Source organism: Halobacillus sp. Marseille-Q1614 (assembly GCF_902809865.1).
GTDB lineage: Bacteria > Bacillota > Bacilli > Bacillales > Halobacillaceae > Halobacillus_A.
On sequence record NZ_CADDWH010000001.1, the window covers coordinates 2,002,183 to 2,019,725 of the forward strand.

At 41.3% G+C, this 17,543-nt stretch carries 17 protein-coding genes; 5 read left to right on the top strand and 12 right to left on the bottom strand.

The window, feature by feature from the left end; translation table 11 throughout:
- Positions 1-16: 16 nt before the first annotated feature.
- Together HUS26_RS10155 and HUS26_RS10160 are read left to right on the top strand one after the other, a co-directional pair.
- Positions 17-739 carry an ABC transporter ATP-binding protein gene (locus HUS26_RS10155; protein WP_173917053.1) on the top strand — a complete coding sequence of 241 codons (723 nt, stop codon included), beginning with the start codon at positions 17-19 and terminating at the stop codon, positions 737-739.
- A complete protein-coding gene (locus HUS26_RS10160; RefSeq protein ID WP_173917054.1) occupies positions 732-2,387 on the top strand; it encodes an ABC transporter permease in 1,656 nt (551 codons plus the stop codon). The genes HUS26_RS10155 and HUS26_RS10160 overlap by 8 nt, the downstream gene beginning before the upstream one ends.
- A 32-nt stretch (positions 2,388-2,419) precedes the next feature.
- Here HUS26_RS10160 and HUS26_RS10165 read toward each other — a convergent pair whose 3' ends face one another.
- Positions 2,420-2,698 carry a hypothetical protein gene (locus tag HUS26_RS10165; protein WP_173917055.1) on the bottom strand — a complete coding sequence of 93 codons (279 nt, stop codon included), beginning with the start codon at positions 2,696-2,698 and terminating at the stop codon, positions 2,420-2,422.
- A 140-nt stretch (positions 2,699-2,838) separates the two neighbouring features.
- On the opposite strand from HUS26_RS10165, the gene HUS26_RS10170 reads away from it, so the two are divergent.
- On the top strand, positions 2,839-3,705 hold the full coding sequence (locus HUS26_RS10170; protein WP_173917056.1) for a DMT family transporter: 867 nt from the start codon (positions 2,839-2,841) through the stop codon (positions 3,703-3,705).
- Between the two features lie 621 nt (positions 3,706-4,326).
- Here the strand turns inward: HUS26_RS10170 and HUS26_RS10175 are convergent.
- Positions 4,327-5,379, bottom strand: a complete 1,053-nt coding sequence (locus tag HUS26_RS10175; RefSeq protein WP_371809575.1) for a dipeptidase — start codon at positions 5,377-5,379, stop codon at positions 4,327-4,329.
- 129 nt (positions 5,380-5,508) lie between these two features.
- Positions 5,509-6,273, bottom strand: coding sequence for a (S)-benzoin forming benzil reductase (locus HUS26_RS10180; RefSeq protein ID WP_173917058.1), 765 nt, complete (start codon positions 6,271-6,273; stop codon positions 5,509-5,511).
- A gap of 141 nt (positions 6,274-6,414) precedes the next feature.
- Between HUS26_RS10180 and HUS26_RS10185 the strand changes: the two genes are divergently transcribed.
- Positions 6,415-7,047: a YitT family protein gene (locus tag HUS26_RS10185; RefSeq protein ID WP_173917059.1), complete on the top strand. Its 633-nt coding sequence runs from the start codon at positions 6,415-6,417 to the stop codon at positions 7,045-7,047.
- 29 nt (positions 7,048-7,076) lie between these two features.
- Here the strand turns inward: HUS26_RS10185 and HUS26_RS10190 are convergent, their stop codons facing one another.
- From HUS26_RS10190 to HUS26_RS10225, 8 genes are all read right to left on the bottom strand, one after another.
- A complete protein-coding gene (locus tag HUS26_RS10190; protein ID WP_173917060.1) occupies positions 7,077-9,191 on the bottom strand; it encodes a TRAP transporter permease in 2,115 nt (704 codons plus the stop codon).
- Positions 9,184-9,702: a DUF1850 domain-containing protein gene (locus tag HUS26_RS10195; protein ID WP_173917061.1), complete on the bottom strand. Its 519-nt coding sequence runs from the start codon at positions 9,700-9,702 to the stop codon at positions 9,184-9,186. Before HUS26_RS10195 ends, HUS26_RS10190 begins: the two co-directional genes overlap by 8 nt.
- 141 nt (positions 9,703-9,843) lie before the next feature.
- The gene (locus HUS26_RS10200) at positions 9,844-10,845 is read right to left on the bottom strand and encodes a TAXI family TRAP transporter solute-binding subunit (RefSeq protein WP_173917062.1); all 1,002 of its coding nucleotides are present in this window, start codon (positions 10,843-10,845) and stop codon (positions 9,844-9,846) included.
- A 270-nt stretch (positions 10,846-11,115) separates the two neighbouring features.
- Positions 11,116-11,553, bottom strand: a complete 438-nt coding sequence (locus HUS26_RS10205) for a hypothetical protein (protein ID WP_173917063.1) — start codon at positions 11,551-11,553, stop codon at positions 11,116-11,118.
- Between the two features lie 58 nt (positions 11,554-11,611).
- Positions 11,612-12,481, bottom strand: a complete 870-nt coding sequence (gene dat, locus HUS26_RS10210; RefSeq protein ID WP_173917064.1) for a D-amino-acid transaminase — start codon at positions 12,479-12,481, stop codon at positions 11,612-11,614.
- Positions 12,482-12,592: 111 nt separating this feature from the next.
- Positions 12,593-13,999 carry a SpoVR family protein gene (locus tag HUS26_RS10215; protein WP_173917065.1) on the bottom strand — a complete coding sequence of 469 codons (1,407 nt, stop codon included), beginning with the start codon at positions 13,997-13,999 and terminating at the stop codon, positions 12,593-12,595.
- A gap of 128 nt (positions 14,000-14,127) precedes the next feature.
- Positions 14,128-14,673 (bottom strand): YhcN/YlaJ family sporulation lipoprotein, encoded by a 546-nt coding sequence (locus HUS26_RS10220; protein ID WP_173917066.1) that lies wholly within the window; start codon positions 14,671-14,673, stop codon positions 14,128-14,130.
- Between the two features lie 106 nt (positions 14,674-14,779).
- Positions 14,780-15,229, bottom strand: a complete 450-nt coding sequence (locus HUS26_RS10225; RefSeq protein ID WP_173917067.1) for a hypothetical protein — start codon at positions 15,227-15,229, stop codon at positions 14,780-14,782.
- Between the two features lie 191 nt (positions 15,230-15,420).
- Between HUS26_RS10225 and HUS26_RS10230 the strand changes: the two genes are divergently transcribed.
- Positions 15,421-15,654: a YhdB family protein gene (locus HUS26_RS10230; RefSeq protein WP_173917068.1), complete on the top strand. Its 234-nt coding sequence runs from the start codon at positions 15,421-15,423 to the stop codon at positions 15,652-15,654.
- Positions 15,655-15,908: 254 nt separating this feature from the next.
- Here HUS26_RS10230 and HUS26_RS10235 read toward each other — a convergent pair whose 3' ends face one another.
- Positions 15,909-17,471: a GNAT family N-acetyltransferase gene (locus tag HUS26_RS10235; protein ID WP_173917069.1), complete on the bottom strand. Its 1,563-nt coding sequence runs from the start codon at positions 17,469-17,471 to the stop codon at positions 15,909-15,911.
- Between the last annotated feature and the right edge of the window lie 72 nt (positions 17,472-17,543).

Sequence of the window (17,543 nt, forward strand, 5' to 3'; positions counted from 1 at the left end):
AGGGAGCGAGAATCTTATGATTGACATTAACCATATTACAAAGGAATTCCCCGGCAAGAAAGCAGTAGATGATTTGACCCTTACAGTTGAGAACGGCAAAATCTTCGGCTTTCTTGGTCCAAACGGCGCCGGCAAATCAACTACTATTAAAATGATGACAGGTATTCTGCCTGTTGAAAAAGGTACGATCACTATTAATGGTTTTGACATAATGAAAGACCCTTTAAAAGCAAAACAGATGATTGGCTATGTGCCTGATCGTTCAGATGTTTTCTTACGCTTAAAAGGAATCGAATACTTAAATTTTATTGCTGATGTGTATAGGGTTCCTGCAGATGTGCGGCAGGAAAGAATTGAACGTTATACGAAGGTCTTTGACATTTATGAGTCACTGAACGATTATATTCAGACTTATTCTCACGGCATGCGGCAGAAAATCGTAGTATGCGGCGTTCTTTTGCACGAGCCGGACATTTGGATTCTGGATGAGCCGTTGACGGGATTAGACCCGAAGTCTTCGTATACTTTAAAAAACCTGATGCGGGAACATGCGGATAAAGGCAACGTTGTTTTCTTTTCCACCCACGTGCTTGAAGTGGTCGAACAGCTTTGTGATGAAGTAGCGATCATTAACCGCGGGCAGATTGAATTCCATGGTCAGATGTCTGAAATGAAACAGGAGTTCAAGAACGATGAGAACCTCGAAAAAGTCTTCCTGGAGCTGACGCAAAATGAGTAGGTCGTGGAATTTAATTCGCATTATGCTAAAAATGCAATTTTCCTTAGCAGGCAAAAGCAAAAGTGAGATCGCTGTTTATGGTTTCCTGATTATTTTCGCGATTCCTTTTTCTGCGCTTATCTTTTATTCCATGGACAGCATGATTGGAGGAATGTATAACGGGCTTGCCCCTTCAGGAAATGAAAGCTTTATTGTTGGTTTACTCTTTATGCTCGTCTTCATACTTTTTATTTTTGTAAGTATCGGATCGATTTTGAGCTCGTTTTATTTTGCAGAAGACATTGAGTCGTTTATCAGTTTACCTTTTCATCCTTACCAAATCATGGTCGGTAAATCGGCGGCTCCTTTTTTAACCCTTTATATTACGAATCTGATTCTGCTCGCTCCAGCCCTGGTTATTTTTGGCCTTCATAGCGAAGCAGGATTCCTTTATTATATATACGCATTTATTTTATGGCTGAGTGCGCCAGTTCTGCCTTTTGTAGTAACTTCTATTGTTATCATGTTTTTTATGAGGTTCCTTAACATTTCCAAAAATAAAGACCGGATGAAAATTTTTGCCGGTTTATTCATGTTTATTTTTATTATTGGTTTAAATATTGTTCTGCGCCTGAACACGTCCCCTGTGGAAACCGGAGAAGAGCTGGCTCGTCTGTTAAATGATGAAAACGGACTTCTGCAAATGACAGCAGCCCTTTTTCCGACTGCTTACTTTAGTTCGATCAGTTTAGTTTCACAAGCTGCCTGGGCTGGGGCAGGCTCGCTGCTTATAACCCTTGCGATAACTGCCACGGCTTTTGTAATTTATTTAACTGCCGGACAGAAGCTTTATTTTAAAGGAGTACTTGGATTATCCGGGGGGGCGAAAAAGACTTTTAATGAAGAAAAGGTTCTCAAACAGGTAAAGCAGCATTCCGTCTTGTGGATAAGCTGGCTTCGGGAGATGAGGATTATCTTTCGAACCCCTACTTTTTTTACTCAAATTGTCGTTCAATCCCTTGTGTTTCCAGTACTGTTTATTATCATTTTCCTGTTTGATACAGGGAATACAGGCGAAAACATGGGAGCCCTTGTTGAACAGACGGATGAGAAAAAATTGATGCTGATTATGACAGGTTTTACCGTGTTTGCCCTGGGAATAAGCCCGGCTTCGATATCGTCTGTATCAAGAGATGGAAAGAGCTGGTTTAACCACTTATACATGCCGATTCCGGCACGAACCGTGATGACGAGTAAATTACTGGCTGCCTTTACTATTAACCTCCTGTCCTTGATACTCATTGGGATCGTCGGCTTAATTTTTATAAAAATCCCTATAGTCTTAACGCTAATCTGGATGCTTCTGTCCCTAGTGATTAATTGGATTACAACAATCACCGGTACGGCTTTAGACCTTTACACTCCTCACTTAAAGTGGACGGATGAGCGGGAGGTCTTTAAAGGGCGGCTGATCGGTTTCCTCTCCTTATTTATCGAAGTTGCCATCTTCGGCCTGGCCGTTCTCATCATTTGGAGAACAGATCTTATTCAAGGACTGTGGAGTACTACGTTTACACTGCTGGTCATATTAATAGTTCTCACCTTTGCCAGTCATGTCTTACTTAATAAATTAACAGCTAAATATTTTTATACTTTATTAGACAGATAAAAAGGTCAGCCCGTTTATTTTCGGGCTGACCTTTATTTAATCTGTACTTTTTTAAATTCCGATATCCATTGAGAAGGAGAGACTTTCACACGATAGGAAAAAACGCCGCGGATCGTGTGTAAATAGAAAAAACCAAATGAACCCGTCAGTGAGCGATAGGAAGCATCATGAACCTCGTGAAGATCAAATCGCTCTGTAGGAGTGATCACTACATCGTCATGCAGCTCGATAACCGACTCCTTTTCTATATACTTCTGCTGATTACTTTCAATTTTTCGCACCGTCCACACAATCGGCTGGGAACAAATCATTTCTTCACCTCATTTCCCTTAAGCGTATAGAATTAAAGTTTTTACGTCAAACCTGGTGCCTTTCTCTTTCATCCTCCAGCCTTTTGTATTAGGATAGTACAGGTGATTTTGCAAAAGATAACCTTATTGGAGGAAGTATGATGAGCAACCGTAATAAAGGAATTATTTTATTATTAATTTCTGCGTTTGGATTTTCTATGATGGCTGGCTTCGTTAAGCTGTCCGGAGATGTTCCTACCGTACAGAAAACGTTGTTTCGTAACGCAGTGTCCGCTGTCATTGCTTTTATATTAGTGATTTACCATAAAGAGAGGCTGTTTGGAAAAAAAGAAAATCAAGGTCTTCTCCTCTCCCGCTCTGCGCTTGGGACTGTTGGAATGGTCTTATTCTTTTACGCGATTGACCATCTCGTTTTGTCAGATGCGGATATGTTAAATAAGTTAAGCCCTTTTCTATTAATTATTTTTTCGGCGATATTTCTAAAAGAGAAAGCACGCCCGTATCAAGTCATTTCTATTATTATTGCCTTTATTGGAACTTTATTTATTATTAAACCGCAGTTTTCAATTGATTTGGTACCCTATCTGGCCGGGTTCTTTTCCGCTGTTTTCGCTGCCGGCGCTTACACCCTGCTGAGAGTATTAGGGGATAAAGAAAAATTTTATACGATTGTCTTTTATTTTTCTTTTTTTACGACGGTTTCTTTAACCCCTTTTACAATTGCATTTTATGAGCCCATGTCATCCAGCCAGTGGATTTATTTACTGTCGGCCGGCGCTTTTGCAACGATTGGACAATTTGGTTTGACGATGGCCTATAAATTTGCGCCTGCCCGCGAGATATCTATTTTCTTTTATTCAACTGTCGTTTACTCCGCTTTGATCAGTATTTTTTTATTCGGGCAGGTACCAGACTGGCTCAGTATCGTAGGCTACTTTACTATTTTCGGAGCTTCTCTGTATATGTTCATAAGAAATAATAAAGAAGCAAAAGAAGCCGTCTCCTAAATAAAAGCGATTGTCTCTGTTTAGACAATCGCTCAGGCTGTCGAGAAAGTCTCAACAGCTTTTTCTCATGGAGTTTCCTGTTAAAGCTAGTGTGGCAGGCAGGATTCCATTGGCCATAAAAGGGGATGAATGGACCGGGAACCACCTCGCTTTCCACGGGGAAGACGGCAAGCCTCCTCGGGCTTTTAAGCCCTGTGGAGGCTTGGCAGTCTTGCGTCTCCCGCAGGAGTCTCGGTGCTTCCCTTCCCATTACAAGAAAAAGGTGAATGGAACCCTCCTCATGCGAGAAGAGGAATCAGCTAACCTTTCATCAGGTACCCTGTATCCTTAAGAGTGTAGACCCCGGGAAGAGAGCTAATAGAACGAGAGAGAAAAACTTATTATTAAAGGGCGAAGGGAAACGGGGAGACTCCTATGGGAGGAACGTACAGGGTGAGATCCCTAAAAGGCGAAGCCTTAAGGAAGCTCACCGTACGCCCATGGAAAGCGATCCGTTTCCCGGAGCCCTTCGCTGCATCTTATCCTTTGAAAGGAAGTTGGTCCTTTTAAAAGCACGAGGTTTCTCTACATAAATGACACTGCCCTATTCCGATAAATGAATGAAGAGACCATCCCTTTTCTTTATGATTTCCATGTTTCATTAAGGACTCTAATCCAGTTATCCTGCGCAACCTTCTTTAAATCTTCTTCCGAAAATCCTTGCTCCTTTAAGAGTTCAAATACTTTTGGAACACCTGTGACATCCTTCATATCGTAAGGCAATGTCGTGCCGTCAAAATCCGAACCTAGAGCCACGTGGTCAATCCCGATAGTGTCAGTTATATAACGGATATGAGCTGCGACCTCATCCAGAGAGGTCTTCTGATTCATTTTGCCATCAGTGCGCAGCATATTAACACTGTACGTGATGCCGACTACTCCATTGGACTCCCTTACAGCTTCAAGCTGCTCATCGGTAAGGTTACGTGAAATTGGACAGAGCGAATGAGCGTTGGAGTGTGTGGCAACAATTGGAGCATCAGAATGCTTTACCACATCCCAGAACCCATTTTCATTTAAGTGAGAAGTATCAAGCATGATTCCAAGATTATTGCATTTCTTCACTAAATTCACACCAGCTTCACTTAAACCCGACCCGATATCAGGCGTGGATGGAAAACGATAAGGAACACCCTGCGCAAAACTGTTTGGACGGCTCCATACAAGGCCAATTGAGCGGAGACCTTTTTTATAAAAGCTTTCCAGATTGGATAGATCCGGCTTAATCGCTTCGGCTCCTTCGAAGTGTAAAATGGCGGCCATCTGCTCATTCTTCAAGGTCTTCCGCAGTTCTGTAATGTTTTTTACAATATTAAGACGCTCGTTCGATTGAGCCTCTATGCTATATAAAAGCTCGACCATATCGTTGGTGACTTTTAGACAGGCCTCATGATCCGCAGGCTCTGCTAACGGAGCATCGTACCCTTTTTCAGTTAAATGTTCTTCAGGATTAGGAACGGACAAATCTGCATGTGGAGGCGGGAAAATAGCGAAGAAACCTCCGGAAAATCCTGCTCTTTTCGCTCTTGCTTCATCCAGATGTCCCTGATTGGACTCTTTAAAAAAATCCATGTCTTTATTCATATAAAGCTTTAATATTGTATCATTATGACCGTCAAAAAACGGGAAAACCAATACTAACATCTCCTTTACTGTCTGCTCCTTTATAACTTCTCGATTATTTCACTATATTCCTCCTGCTGCCCTCCAATGTTATCAGACAATATAAACAAAGCCCTCTCTGCTGAGACAGAGAGGGTCTTATTAATCTTCCACTAAATCATAGAGTTTGTATACTTGCCCGCTTTGAATAGTTTCAGGTGAATCTAAAAGTTTCAACAGGACTTGAGCGACCGTTTCAGGAGACCTCAGCCCGCCTTCTTCCTTCAGCTTCTTAAAATTTTCTACATCTGCAAAATCTTCTTCACGGGATGACCGAATCTCTCCTTGCATATCTGTATCCACAACCCCTGGACTGAAAGCTATAATGGTATGCTTATTCCCTGCTTTCTCCTGTTCATAAGACGCAGTTTCGGTAAAGCGGTTAATCGCTGCTTTGCCACTGCTGTATACACTCCAGCCGTGCACAGTTTTTTCGGCAGCTCCTGATGTAATGTTCACAATTACAGCCGTTATATCGTTTTGATTAGCCTCCTTAAGCAGTCTGTCCACAAGCAGAATTGGTGCGTTCACATTAATTTGCAAATGCCGGGTGACAGCTGATGCCTCAAGGCTTCCAACTGGATTGATAGGTTCAATCACACCGGCGTTATTGACTAAATATATTTTATCGGCTTCATTCTTTGTGGCGAGGTTCATAACTTGTTCAATTCCATCCATAAGCTCGCTTTCATTGCTTAAATCGCAGCGGACGTGTGTATAAGAGACCCCCTGGCTTTTTGCGGACTGTTCTAGTTCGGAATTGCTGTTTCTTGAAACCCCTATGACATGTATACCTTTTTTTATAAACTGACCGGCAATTGCTTCCCCTATTCCACGGGAATCGCCGGTTATGATAGCATATTTCATCCTATTTGCATCCTCCTTTATTGAGATTATTCTAGTTCCCTTCATAGATTATACAAAAACATCAAATCCTAAGGATACTTTACATTAAAAAAGCGAACGTATATGATGATGGTTATAGTCAACGCCATGAAGGAGTCAGCCATGAAATATCTATACTTATTTATTATTTTCACTTTCGGGCTTGTCCTCTCGAGCCTCGGAATTGCCTTAGTCATTCGGTCCGGCTTAGGGGTGGGACCCGGGGACAGCGTCGCTGTAGGTCTCTCTATGCACACGCCGTTGAGTGTAGGAACAATCCTGATTATTGCCTTTGTGATATTACTGCTTGTTAATGCTAAATTAGAACACAAAAGACCACAATACGAATCTTTAATTCCCATTTTGATTCGCGGACTAACGGTGGATTATTTTCTCTATGATTTACTCGGAGACGCTCAGTATGATGCCTGGTATTCGCAATGGGGAATATTTTCTCTTGGATTAATAACGATGGCAGTAGGAATTGCTGTGTATTTGCGTACACCATTTCCGAGGATCCCACTCGATCATTTTATGATGATCATGAACAAACGATCCAAGCAGTCTAAAAGCAGTGTCCGGATTTTTACAGAATCTGTTCTTGCTTTGATCGGATTCCTATTGGGAGCGCCTGTTGGCATAGGTACTCTGATTGTCGCTTTAGGACTAGGGCCATTTATTCAATTGTCCTATAGCTTGGCTCGGCCGATAGCCTATTTATGGCATGAATCCTCGCAGCAAAGAAGTAAAGCGTGATCCATTATAAGGATCACGCTTTGTTTATGTTAAGCTTCAGCTGATGATTTTGGTTTTGCTTTATAAACCGGAACGCCAATTTTATCTCTCTTAAATAGGAATTGCATACCTAATAAGATGACAAAAATGGTAACCCCTGCTATATCACTCATAGTTGTAGGGTAAATTAATGATACCCCCCCTATGACTGCAGGTATACGTTCATACCATTCCACTTTTCGATACCAATAGCCGACAAGCCCTGCACCTATTGCAATCATACCCGAAATCGCTGTTATTAGAATCCATACAAGCTCTGGAGCACTTACATCGATCATAAGCAGCTGAGGTTCTAGAACAAACATGTATGGAATAATAAAGGCAGCGATAGCGAGCTTGGCGGCGTTCAGACCGGTTCGTATCGGTTCTGATGAAGCAACGCCTGAAGCAGCGAAAGCAGCCAATGCCACAGGTGGCGTAATATCCGCAATAATACCAAAGTAGAATACGAATAAGTGGGCAGCTAAATCAGGAACACCAAGTAAAATAACCGCGGGTGCCGCAATTGTAGATGTAATAACGTAGTTCGCAGTAGTCGGTGAACCCATTCCTAAGATAATCGCTGCAACCATCGTAAAGAAGAGGGTTAACAAAATTTGACCATTGGCTAAAGTAACCAGGCTGTTTGCCAGTTTTAAACCAAGACCCGTAGTAGTTACAACTCCCACAATAATACCAGCTGCCGCAGTTGCCGCTACAACTCCAAGCGCTGTTCGCGCACCGTCCACTAAAGCCTCAATAGATTCAACAAAATTTCCATCGAATAAATAGCTTACTACTATTGTAACAATTGTGGCGAAGATTAAAGAAGAGACTACACTGAATCCTGCCGTAAAACTACTGTAAATAGCATGACCTAAAAATCCTCCGCCAAAAGCTACAATATAAAGTTTACGGAACTTTTCTTTTCTTAAAAGGCCTACTAATATTGTTGTTAAAATACCATATAAAGCCGCACGCATAACGCTAATTCCACTGCTTAGGAACAGAATAATGGCAACGATCGGCAATAGAAGATAAAGCTTCTTAAAGACTTCTTTGCGATCAGGCATTTCCTCATCCTTTAATCCGCTTAAGCCCGTTCTTTTAGCTTCAAAGTGGGTCATAATCCATATCCCGGTAAAATATAAAATGGCTGGAATGAGGGCTGCTTTCGCAATCGACCAGTAGTCGATTCCAATAAATTCAATCATCAGAAACGCTGCGGCACCCATAATTGGAGGCATCAACTGACCGCCTGTAGAGGCAGCAGCCTCGACTCCCCCCGCAAACTCTCTTCGATAGCCTAACTTTTTCATCATAGGAATGGTAAAGGCACCAGAAGTTACAACGTTGGCTACCGAGCTTCCGCTAATGGTGCCTTGCAGAGCACTAGAGAAGATGGCTACTTTAGCGGGGCCTCCTGTACGCTTTCCTGCCAATGTAACCGCTAAATCATTAAAATATTGCCCAACCCCTGTTTTAACGAGGAAGGCTCCAAATAATAAGAATAGGAAAATAAATGTCGCTGATACGGCAATAGGTGTACCTAAAATACCTTCCGTTGTAAAGAACATGGATTGAACAATATTATCCAGATCAACACCTCGATGGACGAGAAATCCCGGCATCTGCCTTCCCCAATAAGCGTAAGCGAGAAACGCAGCTGCAATTACAGTAATTGGAACCCCTACGGCGCGGCGTGTGGCTTCTAAAACTAGAAGGACCGCCAGTACCCCTACATAAAAGTCTAAAGTGGTTAAAGACCCTGCACTTCGAACGATTTGCTCATAATTAAATAACCAGTAAGTTCCTACAAAAAAGCTAAGTGCGATAAGAATAAAATCATACCAAGCTACTTTTCCCTTCGCTCTATTTTTCTTTGTTGCTGGATATAACAAGAAAATGAGCACCAAACCAAACCCAACGTGTACCGAACGAAGAATTTGAGCAGGAGGGTTAGCTATAGTGGAAGAATAGAGTTGGAATAATGAAAATACAAGCAGTCCGATAAATGCAATTCTGCCTATCCAGCCTGTTAGCTGCCTTCCCCCGGCGTCTGGGTCATATTTCTCCATAATTTCTTGCTGTTTTTCTGTTGAAATGTTGTGATTTTCTTCACTCATTAAAAGTCACTCCTCTCATCAAGTTCCAATTCGACTCATGACCTGGCTTGATCTTAATGACAGATCCAGCTCCTACAAAATCCTTTAATAAATAAGATTCATCATTATAAAGAATCGTATGATTGGCCCTTACTTGTCCGACTGATAAAGTTATCGATTCATGGAAACCCTGCAACTCCGTGATATAATACTTCCCATCTTTTACGGTGAATGTTTCTCCTTCCTGCCCGTTTGAAGGCATACCTACAGCAGTATCTTCATAGATAAGCTGAACAGGATATAAACGGTCATTCTTGAGCTTATATTCTTCAATTACATCAGAAAGATGGACAGAGTGTGTAAATGTAAGCTGAAAATGGTCTCCTTCCGGTATTTTCAAATAAGTTTTTTCCTCTTGTTCATCCAATACCTCGAAGGAAATGACCGACTGATAGGGGTAGAACCCCCAAAACAGGAGAATAGCAAACACGGATGGGCCCAGTATATATATACCTATTCTAGAAAGTTTCATCCTCATCCACCCTATGTTTTATTTATTTTCATAGGCTTTATTAGAGGCCGTTACATGAGAAGGGACTCCCCCGGCATTACCATCCACTACATAAGTGAAATCAATCCCGGGACAGTCCCGTAAGACTCTAATTAAATTGCATTACTCGGCACTTACGCCTGCCTCATCAAAATATTTCTGTGCACCAGGATGGATATCAATGCCTACCCCTTCAAGAGCAGTATCGGCAGAGATTTCTTCTCCTTTAGCGTGCGAAATTTGATCGGTGTTATCGAAAATCGCTTTTGTCATTTCATACACTAAATCTTCACTAAGGTCATTATGGGCAACCAACATAGCTTGTACGGCTACTGTTGGCACGGCAGATTCTAAACCATAAGTCCCTTCAGGAACCTCATCTTCAGAATAATAGCTGTATTGATCCATCAATTCCTGAGCTTTTTCAGGTTCGATTGGAACGATGTTTACATCAATAGAAGCTGCTAAGCTTTCCACGGCTCCAGTAGGGGTACCAGATGTGATGAAAGCTGCATCAATCGTACCATCTTGAATACCTGTTGTAGAATCGCCAAAGTCCAAGTCACGAGCTGTTATATCTTCATTAATATCAAGCCCATGAACTTCTAAAATATTATCAGCGTTGGCATTTGTACCGGATCCCGGAGCTCCAACAGAAACTGTTTTCCCTTCAAGGTCTTCTACGCTTTCAATTCCACTATCTTTAGTAGTTACAATTTGAATGGTTTCTGGATATAAAGTTCCAATAGCTGAAAAATCTTCATTTGCTTCATCAAACATTACCTCTCCTTCAGCTGCATAAGAAGCGATGTCTGTTTGAGTAAAAGCAATTTCTCCATCTCCTGAACTAATGGAATTCATATTTTCTACGGAAGCACCGGTAGAGGTAGCGTTTGCTTCTACACTATCTACATTATCATTAATAACCTGGGCGAAAGTACCACCTAGAGGATAGTAAGTTCCTTCTGTACCACCAGTTAGAATTTGGATAAACTGCTGGCCATCACCCTCTCCTTCAGCCTCTTCTCCGCCGTCATTGTCAGCTGTTCCGCCGCCGCAAGCAATGAGAAAAAGAGAAAGCGCTAACAACAATGCAGAAACTAAAAACCCTTTCTTATTGAACATGATAATTCCTCCCTATTAATTTTTTATTGAATCGTTCGATCTAAATTCGCCATAGTTATGTACAATTCAAATCAAACGAGCTTCCATAAATGTGAAGAAAGTTCACACACTCAGGTAATCATTATTTTACCTTAAATCCATGGATTTTAAAACAAATTTATATATTTAAGTTATAGTAAATTGTCCTCTTGTTATTATCATAATTTTCACATAATAAAATGTCAATCAAATACAGAGGGTATGCGTCATTAGACACATACCCTCATATTTCTACTTATTAAAATCTAAATGGGTTAACCCTTTTTCCTCAAGCACCTGCGCAATCTTTTCTTCGATTTGAAGGCGGCGCTCAATCATTTCGTCAGATAAAGGAGTTGGAATAGTACCATATTCCTCTTTCAGCTTTTTCTCCGATAACTTTTCGATCAGCATATCCCAAAAACTGTGTTCTTCGTATTCATCGACGTAATCTTGAAACAGCTGCTTTTCATAATCCTTTTCTAAATCATGGATCCCAAACGCCTCAAGATAAGATACCTTATCTTCCAGCCCTGCTTCTTTATACTTAGAGAGTACGAGCTCTCTTATTTCTTCAAAATCTTCGTCGAGCTCAAGTTTTGTGGAATTGACCATCCAAGTACCTAAAAACACAGCTTCAACGAGTTTTTGATACTGGTTTTGATCCATTTCCAAATGTATTTTTGTCATAACAGCCCTCCTGTTCTATTGAAACAGAGCTATTATAGCATAGAACGATCAGCTTCCTCTACTTGGCGAAAATAGACGCTTCAATACCTGCATCAGCTTCATACTTCTCCTGCATTTTGCGGGTGACTTCACCAGGCTCGCCGCTGCCCACCTTCATCCCATCAACTTCGATAATTGGCATGACCTCAGCAGTACTGCTGGATAGGAAGAGCTCATCCGCATATTGGATATCTTCAACCTGGAACGATTCCTCAATAAATGGAATCCCTTCGTCTTTGCAGAACTGCTCTACTCTCATTCGCACACAGCCATGCAGAATATTCTTCTTCGCCGGATGTGTGTAAACTTTTCCATTTCTAACGAGGTAGGCATTGGAGGAACTGCACTCGGTCACTTCCCCATCCTTGTGTAAAATGGCTTCAAAACAACCGGCTTCACTTGCTTCCTGCTTTGCCATCACATTTGGAAGCAGGTTTAAGCTCTTAATGTAACACCAGTCCCAGCGGACGTCCGGTTTCGTCACAGCTTTAACGCCGCTTCTCATCAATTCCGTTTTACGAGGCAGATCCTGCGCATATGCATAAAGGTTCGCTTTCGTTCCTGTTGGAAACGCATGGTCTCTTGGAGCAGAGCCTCTTGTAATTTGGAGATAGACTTTTGCGTCCGATTGAACGCTATTCTTTTCTAATAACTCACCGAGCCGCTGGTACACTTCTTCTTTTGAAAAAGGCATCTCAATTTTTATTGCTTCCGCTGAACGAAACAGGCGCTCAACGTGCTCAGTAATTAAATAATATTTTCCTTTATACACGCGAATCACTTCGTAAATACCATCGCCAAACTGAAGCCCGCGTTCTTCAAAAGGATACTTTAACTCATCTTTATGGACAAAATCTTCGTGGGTTAATAAGTAATCATATATACTCATCGCTAACAGCCTCCTCTAGGTTACTCTATATTACGACTAGTTTACCAAAAAATAAACCGGCATAATAGAAATCAGCGAATATAGGATGTTTGCCCAGAGGGTGACCTTAGTCTACAAGTATTTCTTCTGAACTTTTTTTCCTGAATAGCTAAAAGCGACGTCTCTGTCTTCTACCCTTGTTTCCATATGAACCGGACGGCCCCACAGCTGATAAATATACGGCAGCGTCTTCTCTAAATATTTCAGGTCAAGCTCTACATCTTCAAAGTGATGTTTTAAATAAAGCTCGCCGCTCTTCATGTAGTCGCCATCTTCTACTGTGATATACGGGAATCCTCCATTTACTCTCATCGTTACGAGCTGATCTCGAACAGCTTCATGGTCTTTATCGGTAATTTTATATTTCTGCCCCTGTTTCTGGAATAAATAAAGGTCCTCGCGGCGCACAAGTTCTTTCGTTAAATAATTCCGGATAAAACTTTGATCGGACTCAACTTCACGGACTTCAAACATTTTTTCCCGCCCCGACCCCGGCTTAATGCCATGACGGATCATTTCTTCTGTTGGATTATCATAACGCTCTTCAATATCTTCAAATATTTTCAAGCCTAAGTAATAAGGGTTTAACTGCGTTTTGGACGGCTGCACGACACTCGCGTTTAACTTAGCAAAATCAATCACTTCATCACTCGTTAAGTCTAATTCCCTGATGATCCGTGCATGCCAGTAAGACGCCCAGCCTTCGTTCATGATCTTCGTCTCAAGCTGCGGCCAGAAATACAGCATTTCTTCACGCATCATCGTTAAAATATCGCACTGCCAGTCTTCGAGTTCACGGCTGAATTGTTCAATAAACAGCAGCAGATCTTTTTCCGGCTGCGGCGGGATCTTTCTCGTTTTTTTAAATTCAGGCGCATCCGGTGATTCCCCAATCCTCCAAAGATCATCATAAGGCGTTCTGCGTTTTTTCGGACTCCCCTCTTCCTGCTGATCGGACTGCCAGGAAAGCTTTGGCCTGACAAGAGACGGATCGATATGCTCTTGAATAGCGAGTACTGCATCAAGAAAGGATTCTACTTCTTCTTTGCCGTATTTTTTCTCGTAGCTGGCAATCCGCTCGGCGGTGGCCGCCATGCTTTCTACCATATCCCGCTTTGTATTTTGAAAGCGGGCATTATTTTTGAAAAAGTCACAGTGAGCCAGTACGTGAGCGACAATCAATTTATTCTGAATCAAGGTATTTGAATTCAGAAGAAAAGCGTAGCAAGGATTCGAATTAATGACTAACTCATAAATTTTACTTAAGCCTAAATCATATTGAAGCTTCATTTTGTAATACTGCTTTCCAAAGCTCCAATGCGAAAATCTTGTCGGCATTCCATAAGCACCAAAAGTATATATAATATCATCCGGACAAACTTCATAATGCATCGGGTAAAAGTCCAGTCCAAAGCCGTCAGCTATCTCTGTAATTTCTTCAATGGCCTTTTGCAATTTTGTGTGGTCCTGCGCCCTCAAGTTGCCCCCTCCTTTAAATTCATAGTTATTTATATGAAAAATAAAGGAGTAAATGAACCTCTTTCTCGTAAATCCTCATATCCATAAATAAAGTCAGGGTTCTCACTTAAGAGAATCCTGACTTATTATTATTCCCGATCCGGGAAAATTCGGTCTACCATCGTTCCAAATTCGCGAAAAAAACCTTGAACAGGTTCACCGTTTTCGACGTCACTTGCATAGTTTTTAGTTAAATCCACAAAATCAGGGTTAGTAGAGATGTAGACATTATTAATATCCTGATCTGATTTCTTCACAAGATCTGTAATTTGCTTTTCTACATCGTCTGGCAGTTCTTCAGAACCCCCATTCTGATTATCTAAAACAGCTGCCACGTATGCATTATCGCGCGTTTTTAGAACGTAGGCTTTGTCAACTCCTTTAACATTTTCAGCAATCTTATTTGCGAGTTCTTCTTCCACGTTATAGTTCGTATTGTGCTGCATCCCTCGATCATTGTCATACTGATTGTTTTGCGGGGCTTCCCTGTTATCCTGCTCACTTGTACGTTCAAAACGAGTATTTTCTACTCCGTCATAATTTGCATTGTTATTATCGCCGGCTTCCTGCTCGGCTTGACAAGCGACAAGTGATAATGATGCCAGTAAAGCCGCCGTTATTAACTTCCATTTCATAATTGAAACTCCCTCCTTCTATTTTATAACCGTAGTATGTGTAAGGAAGCCTGAAATATGCGATTTGGTAATAAGCATAAAAAAAGACCTCTTTTTTATAAGAGGTCTAGACGGGAAGAAACCACCAAAAATTTAAAACGGCCATGTATATAAATAACATGGAATTAAAAAATATAAAAAAGACCGGAAATAATTTATACAGCCCTTCAATTTTCAGGTAGCTTTTCTTCATTAGAACAAACGCGGCAATGGTTCCAAGGTAAAATAAAACAAACCATATCCAATATGAGTTCGTGCTTTCTGTTATTCCGATTTCATACCCAATGGAAAAGATAAGCCATGGCGTTAAAAAAGCGATGATTGAAATCATCAGCCACTTCTTATGATTTCTTATGTAATAAAGAGTGATCCCAGCTAAAGTCAGCGTAAGAAAACCGATGGTCTCTGTCATTAGAATGATGACTCTGTTTCCAAATGTTAAAAAACTTAGCAGTAAAAATGTTCCGAATAAGGAAATGCCTCCTATATTCCCCAAAAACCACTGTCTTTCTGTCATGACTGAAACTTCTACCTCCCTTACCTGCTGCTGTATTCATTTAGCTCATGAGAACTGTGTTTTTTTGAGCTGGCGGATTCCTAAAGAATCAACTAAATGTCGATTTTTCCAATAATGTGAGGAACTCTCTGTTTCTTTGTTACCCTCACGGGAGATAATAAAAACACTCCTTGTTTAAAGGAAGTGAATGTATGTACCCTGATGATTATGAAAAGGCTCTTCACTTTATGATCTGGGGCCAATGGGACGACTTGCTAGTCCTAATGGTCCGGACGCGGGACCAGTTTCTCGCAAAAAAGATTGAGTCTTTCCTCCATGCTTACCATTACTCAACCAGAGAGTCCGAGCTGTATCTAAGTCATGAAAGCTTATTACACTATATCGACCATGCTCATGCTACGACAAACACTGAGCTGTATGTATAATTAAGAAATCACCCGTAGATTTACGGGTGATTTTTAGTTTTCAGAAACCCTCCGCAGGAGAACTATCCCACGGGCTCACACGATGCAGGCTCTTCGATGTTGGCACATGACGTGCCGACATTAATCGAACTTCACTTTCATAGGAGCCTCCTCGCGCAAAACACACTTCGGGGTCTCGAATCGTCCGTTTTTTAAACAGACGTCTCATGGTATAGTCATCCTGAAAATCACCCATGGGAACACGATTGTTTTTCTTAAGTTCTTTCCGGTTTATATTCCGTGTTTACTTTGTAATGTAAATCAAATAAGTCGCGTCTTCGGTCTCGCAGCTGCCTTACGGTTCCGGACTTGCGCTGCCTGCGGAGAATCTCGAGGTCTACATCGCCGACAACTACCGTTTCCACATTGGCATTACACTCTCCTACGATCCCGTCACGTGCAAATTCAAAGTCAGACGGTGTAAAAATTCCAGACTGTGCATACTGGATATCCATATTTTCCACTTGTGTTAAGTTCCCTACGGTTCCTGCGATTACCGTATACACCTGGTTTTCAACGGCACGAGCCTGGGCACAGTAACGGACTCGCAGATAGCCTTGACGGTCATCTGTACAGAATGGAACAAAGATAATGTTGGCGCCCTGATCAACCGCGTAGCGGGCTAATTCAGGAAATTGGATGTCATAGCAGATCTGGATTGCAATTTTTCCGCAATCCGTATCAAATACTTTGACAGCATCCCCTGGCTGAATCCCCCACCATGTTCGCTCATTTGGAGTTACGTGGATTTTATATTGTTTTTCAATCGTTCCATCTCTTCTAAATAAGTATGATATATTGTAGATCTTTTCATTTTCTTCAACAAAATGAGAGCCTCCGACAATATTCACATTGTATTTTACCGCTAAGTGAGTGAACATTTCAATATATTCTTCTGTATACTCGGATAAACGTCTTACCGCTTTTGAAGGCACTTTCTCCTCTAGAAATGACATCAGCTGCGTTGTAAAAATTTCCGGGAAGACGGCAAAGTCAGAGCCGTAATCTGCGGCCACATCAACATAGTACTCACACTGGCGGCTGAATTCTTCAAAAGAGTCGATCGTTTTCATCATATACTGAATAACCATAATTCTTACAGGATGGCTCGTCTTAAAATGCCGCTTCGTACGAGCCCGGTAGTCGATATTGTTCCACTCCATAAGCGTTGCATATTTAGAAGACATTTTATCGTCCGGCAAATAATTAGGGTTAATCCGCATAACCGTAAAGCCGTTCATAATTTGAAAAGTTAACACAGGGTCGTAGATGTTCTGACTTCTTACTTCTTCTACATACTCTCTTGGCGACATATCCTTTTCATACTTATGGTAATTCGGTATTCTTCCGCCGATGATTACACTTTTTAAATTATATTCTCTGGCCAGGTCTTTACGTGCCTCATAAAGACGACGGCCAATTTTCATACCTCTGAATTCCGGGTGAACCATTACTTCTATTCCATACAAGTTATAGCCGTCGGGGTCATGGTTTGTAATATAGCCTTCATCCGTAATATCATCCCATGTATGTTTATCATCATATTCATCGAAATTGACAATTAAACTTGAGCAGCTGCCGATGATTTGGCCATCAAATTCCACGACAAACTGTCCTTGTGGAAAATGGCGCAAGTGGCTCTCTAAATGTTCCCGTTTCCACGGCTCCATATTAGGAAAGCAGGCTTCCTGAAGCTTAAATATCTGATCAATATCGCGTTCCTGTGTATTTCGTACAATCATTTTTTTCTCGAATTGAGACAAATCAAGCTTAGACATTGCATAATTCCTTTCTGTAATTGTACTAAACTCTGTGATGTTACTATCGTACAGAATGATCTGAACATCTGT

Excerpts from the sequence above, each read along its gene's own strand:
- HUS26_RS10155 (WP_173917053.1), top strand. The coding sequence starts at position 17 with ATGATTGACATTAACCATATTACAAAGGAATTCCCCGGCAAGAAAGCA.
- HUS26_RS10160 (WP_173917054.1), top strand. The coding sequence starts at position 732 with ATGAGTAGGTCGTGGAATTTAATTCGCATTATGCTAAAAATGCAATTT.
- HUS26_RS10165 (WP_173917055.1), bottom strand. The coding sequence starts at position 2,698 with ATGATTTGTTCCCAGCCGATTGTGTGGACGGTGCGAAAAATTGAAAGT.
- HUS26_RS10170 (WP_173917056.1), top strand. The coding sequence starts at position 2,839 with ATGAGCAACCGTAATAAAGGAATTATTTTATTATTAATTTCTGCGTTT.
- HUS26_RS10180 (WP_173917058.1), bottom strand. The coding sequence starts at position 6,273 with ATGAAATATGCTATCATAACCGGCGATTCCCGTGGAATAGGGGAAGCA.
- HUS26_RS10185 (WP_173917059.1), top strand. The coding sequence starts at position 6,415 with ATGAAATATCTATACTTATTTATTATTTTCACTTTCGGGCTTGTCCTC.
- HUS26_RS10190 (WP_173917060.1), bottom strand. The coding sequence starts at position 9,191 with ATGAGTGAAGAAAATCACAACATTTCAACAGAAAAACAGCAAGAAATT.
- HUS26_RS10195 (WP_173917061.1), bottom strand. The coding sequence starts at position 9,702 with ATGAAACTTTCTAGAATAGGTATATATATACTGGGCCCATCCGTGTTT.
- HUS26_RS10200 (WP_173917062.1), bottom strand. The coding sequence starts at position 10,845 with ATGTTCAATAAGAAAGGGTTTTTAGTTTCTGCATTGTTGTTAGCGCTT.
- HUS26_RS10205 (WP_173917063.1), bottom strand. The coding sequence starts at position 11,553 with ATGACAAAAATACATTTGGAAATGGATCAAAACCAGTATCAAAAACTC.
- dat (WP_173917064.1), bottom strand. The coding sequence starts at position 12,481 with ATGAGTATATATGATTACTTATTAACCCACGAAGATTTTGTCCATAAA.
- HUS26_RS10220 (WP_173917066.1), bottom strand. The coding sequence starts at position 14,673 with ATGAAATGGAAGTTAATAACGGCGGCTTTACTGGCATCATTATCACTT.
- HUS26_RS10225 (WP_173917067.1), bottom strand. The coding sequence starts at position 15,229 with ATGACAGAAAGACAGTGGTTTTTGGGGAATATAGGAGGCATTTCCTTA.
- HUS26_RS10230 (WP_173917068.1), top strand. The coding sequence starts at position 15,421 with ATGTACCCTGATGATTATGAAAAGGCTCTTCACTTTATGATCTGGGGC.
- HUS26_RS10235 (WP_173917069.1), bottom strand. The coding sequence starts at position 17,471 with ATGTCTAAGCTTGATTTGTCTCAATTCGAGAAAAAAATGATTGTACGA.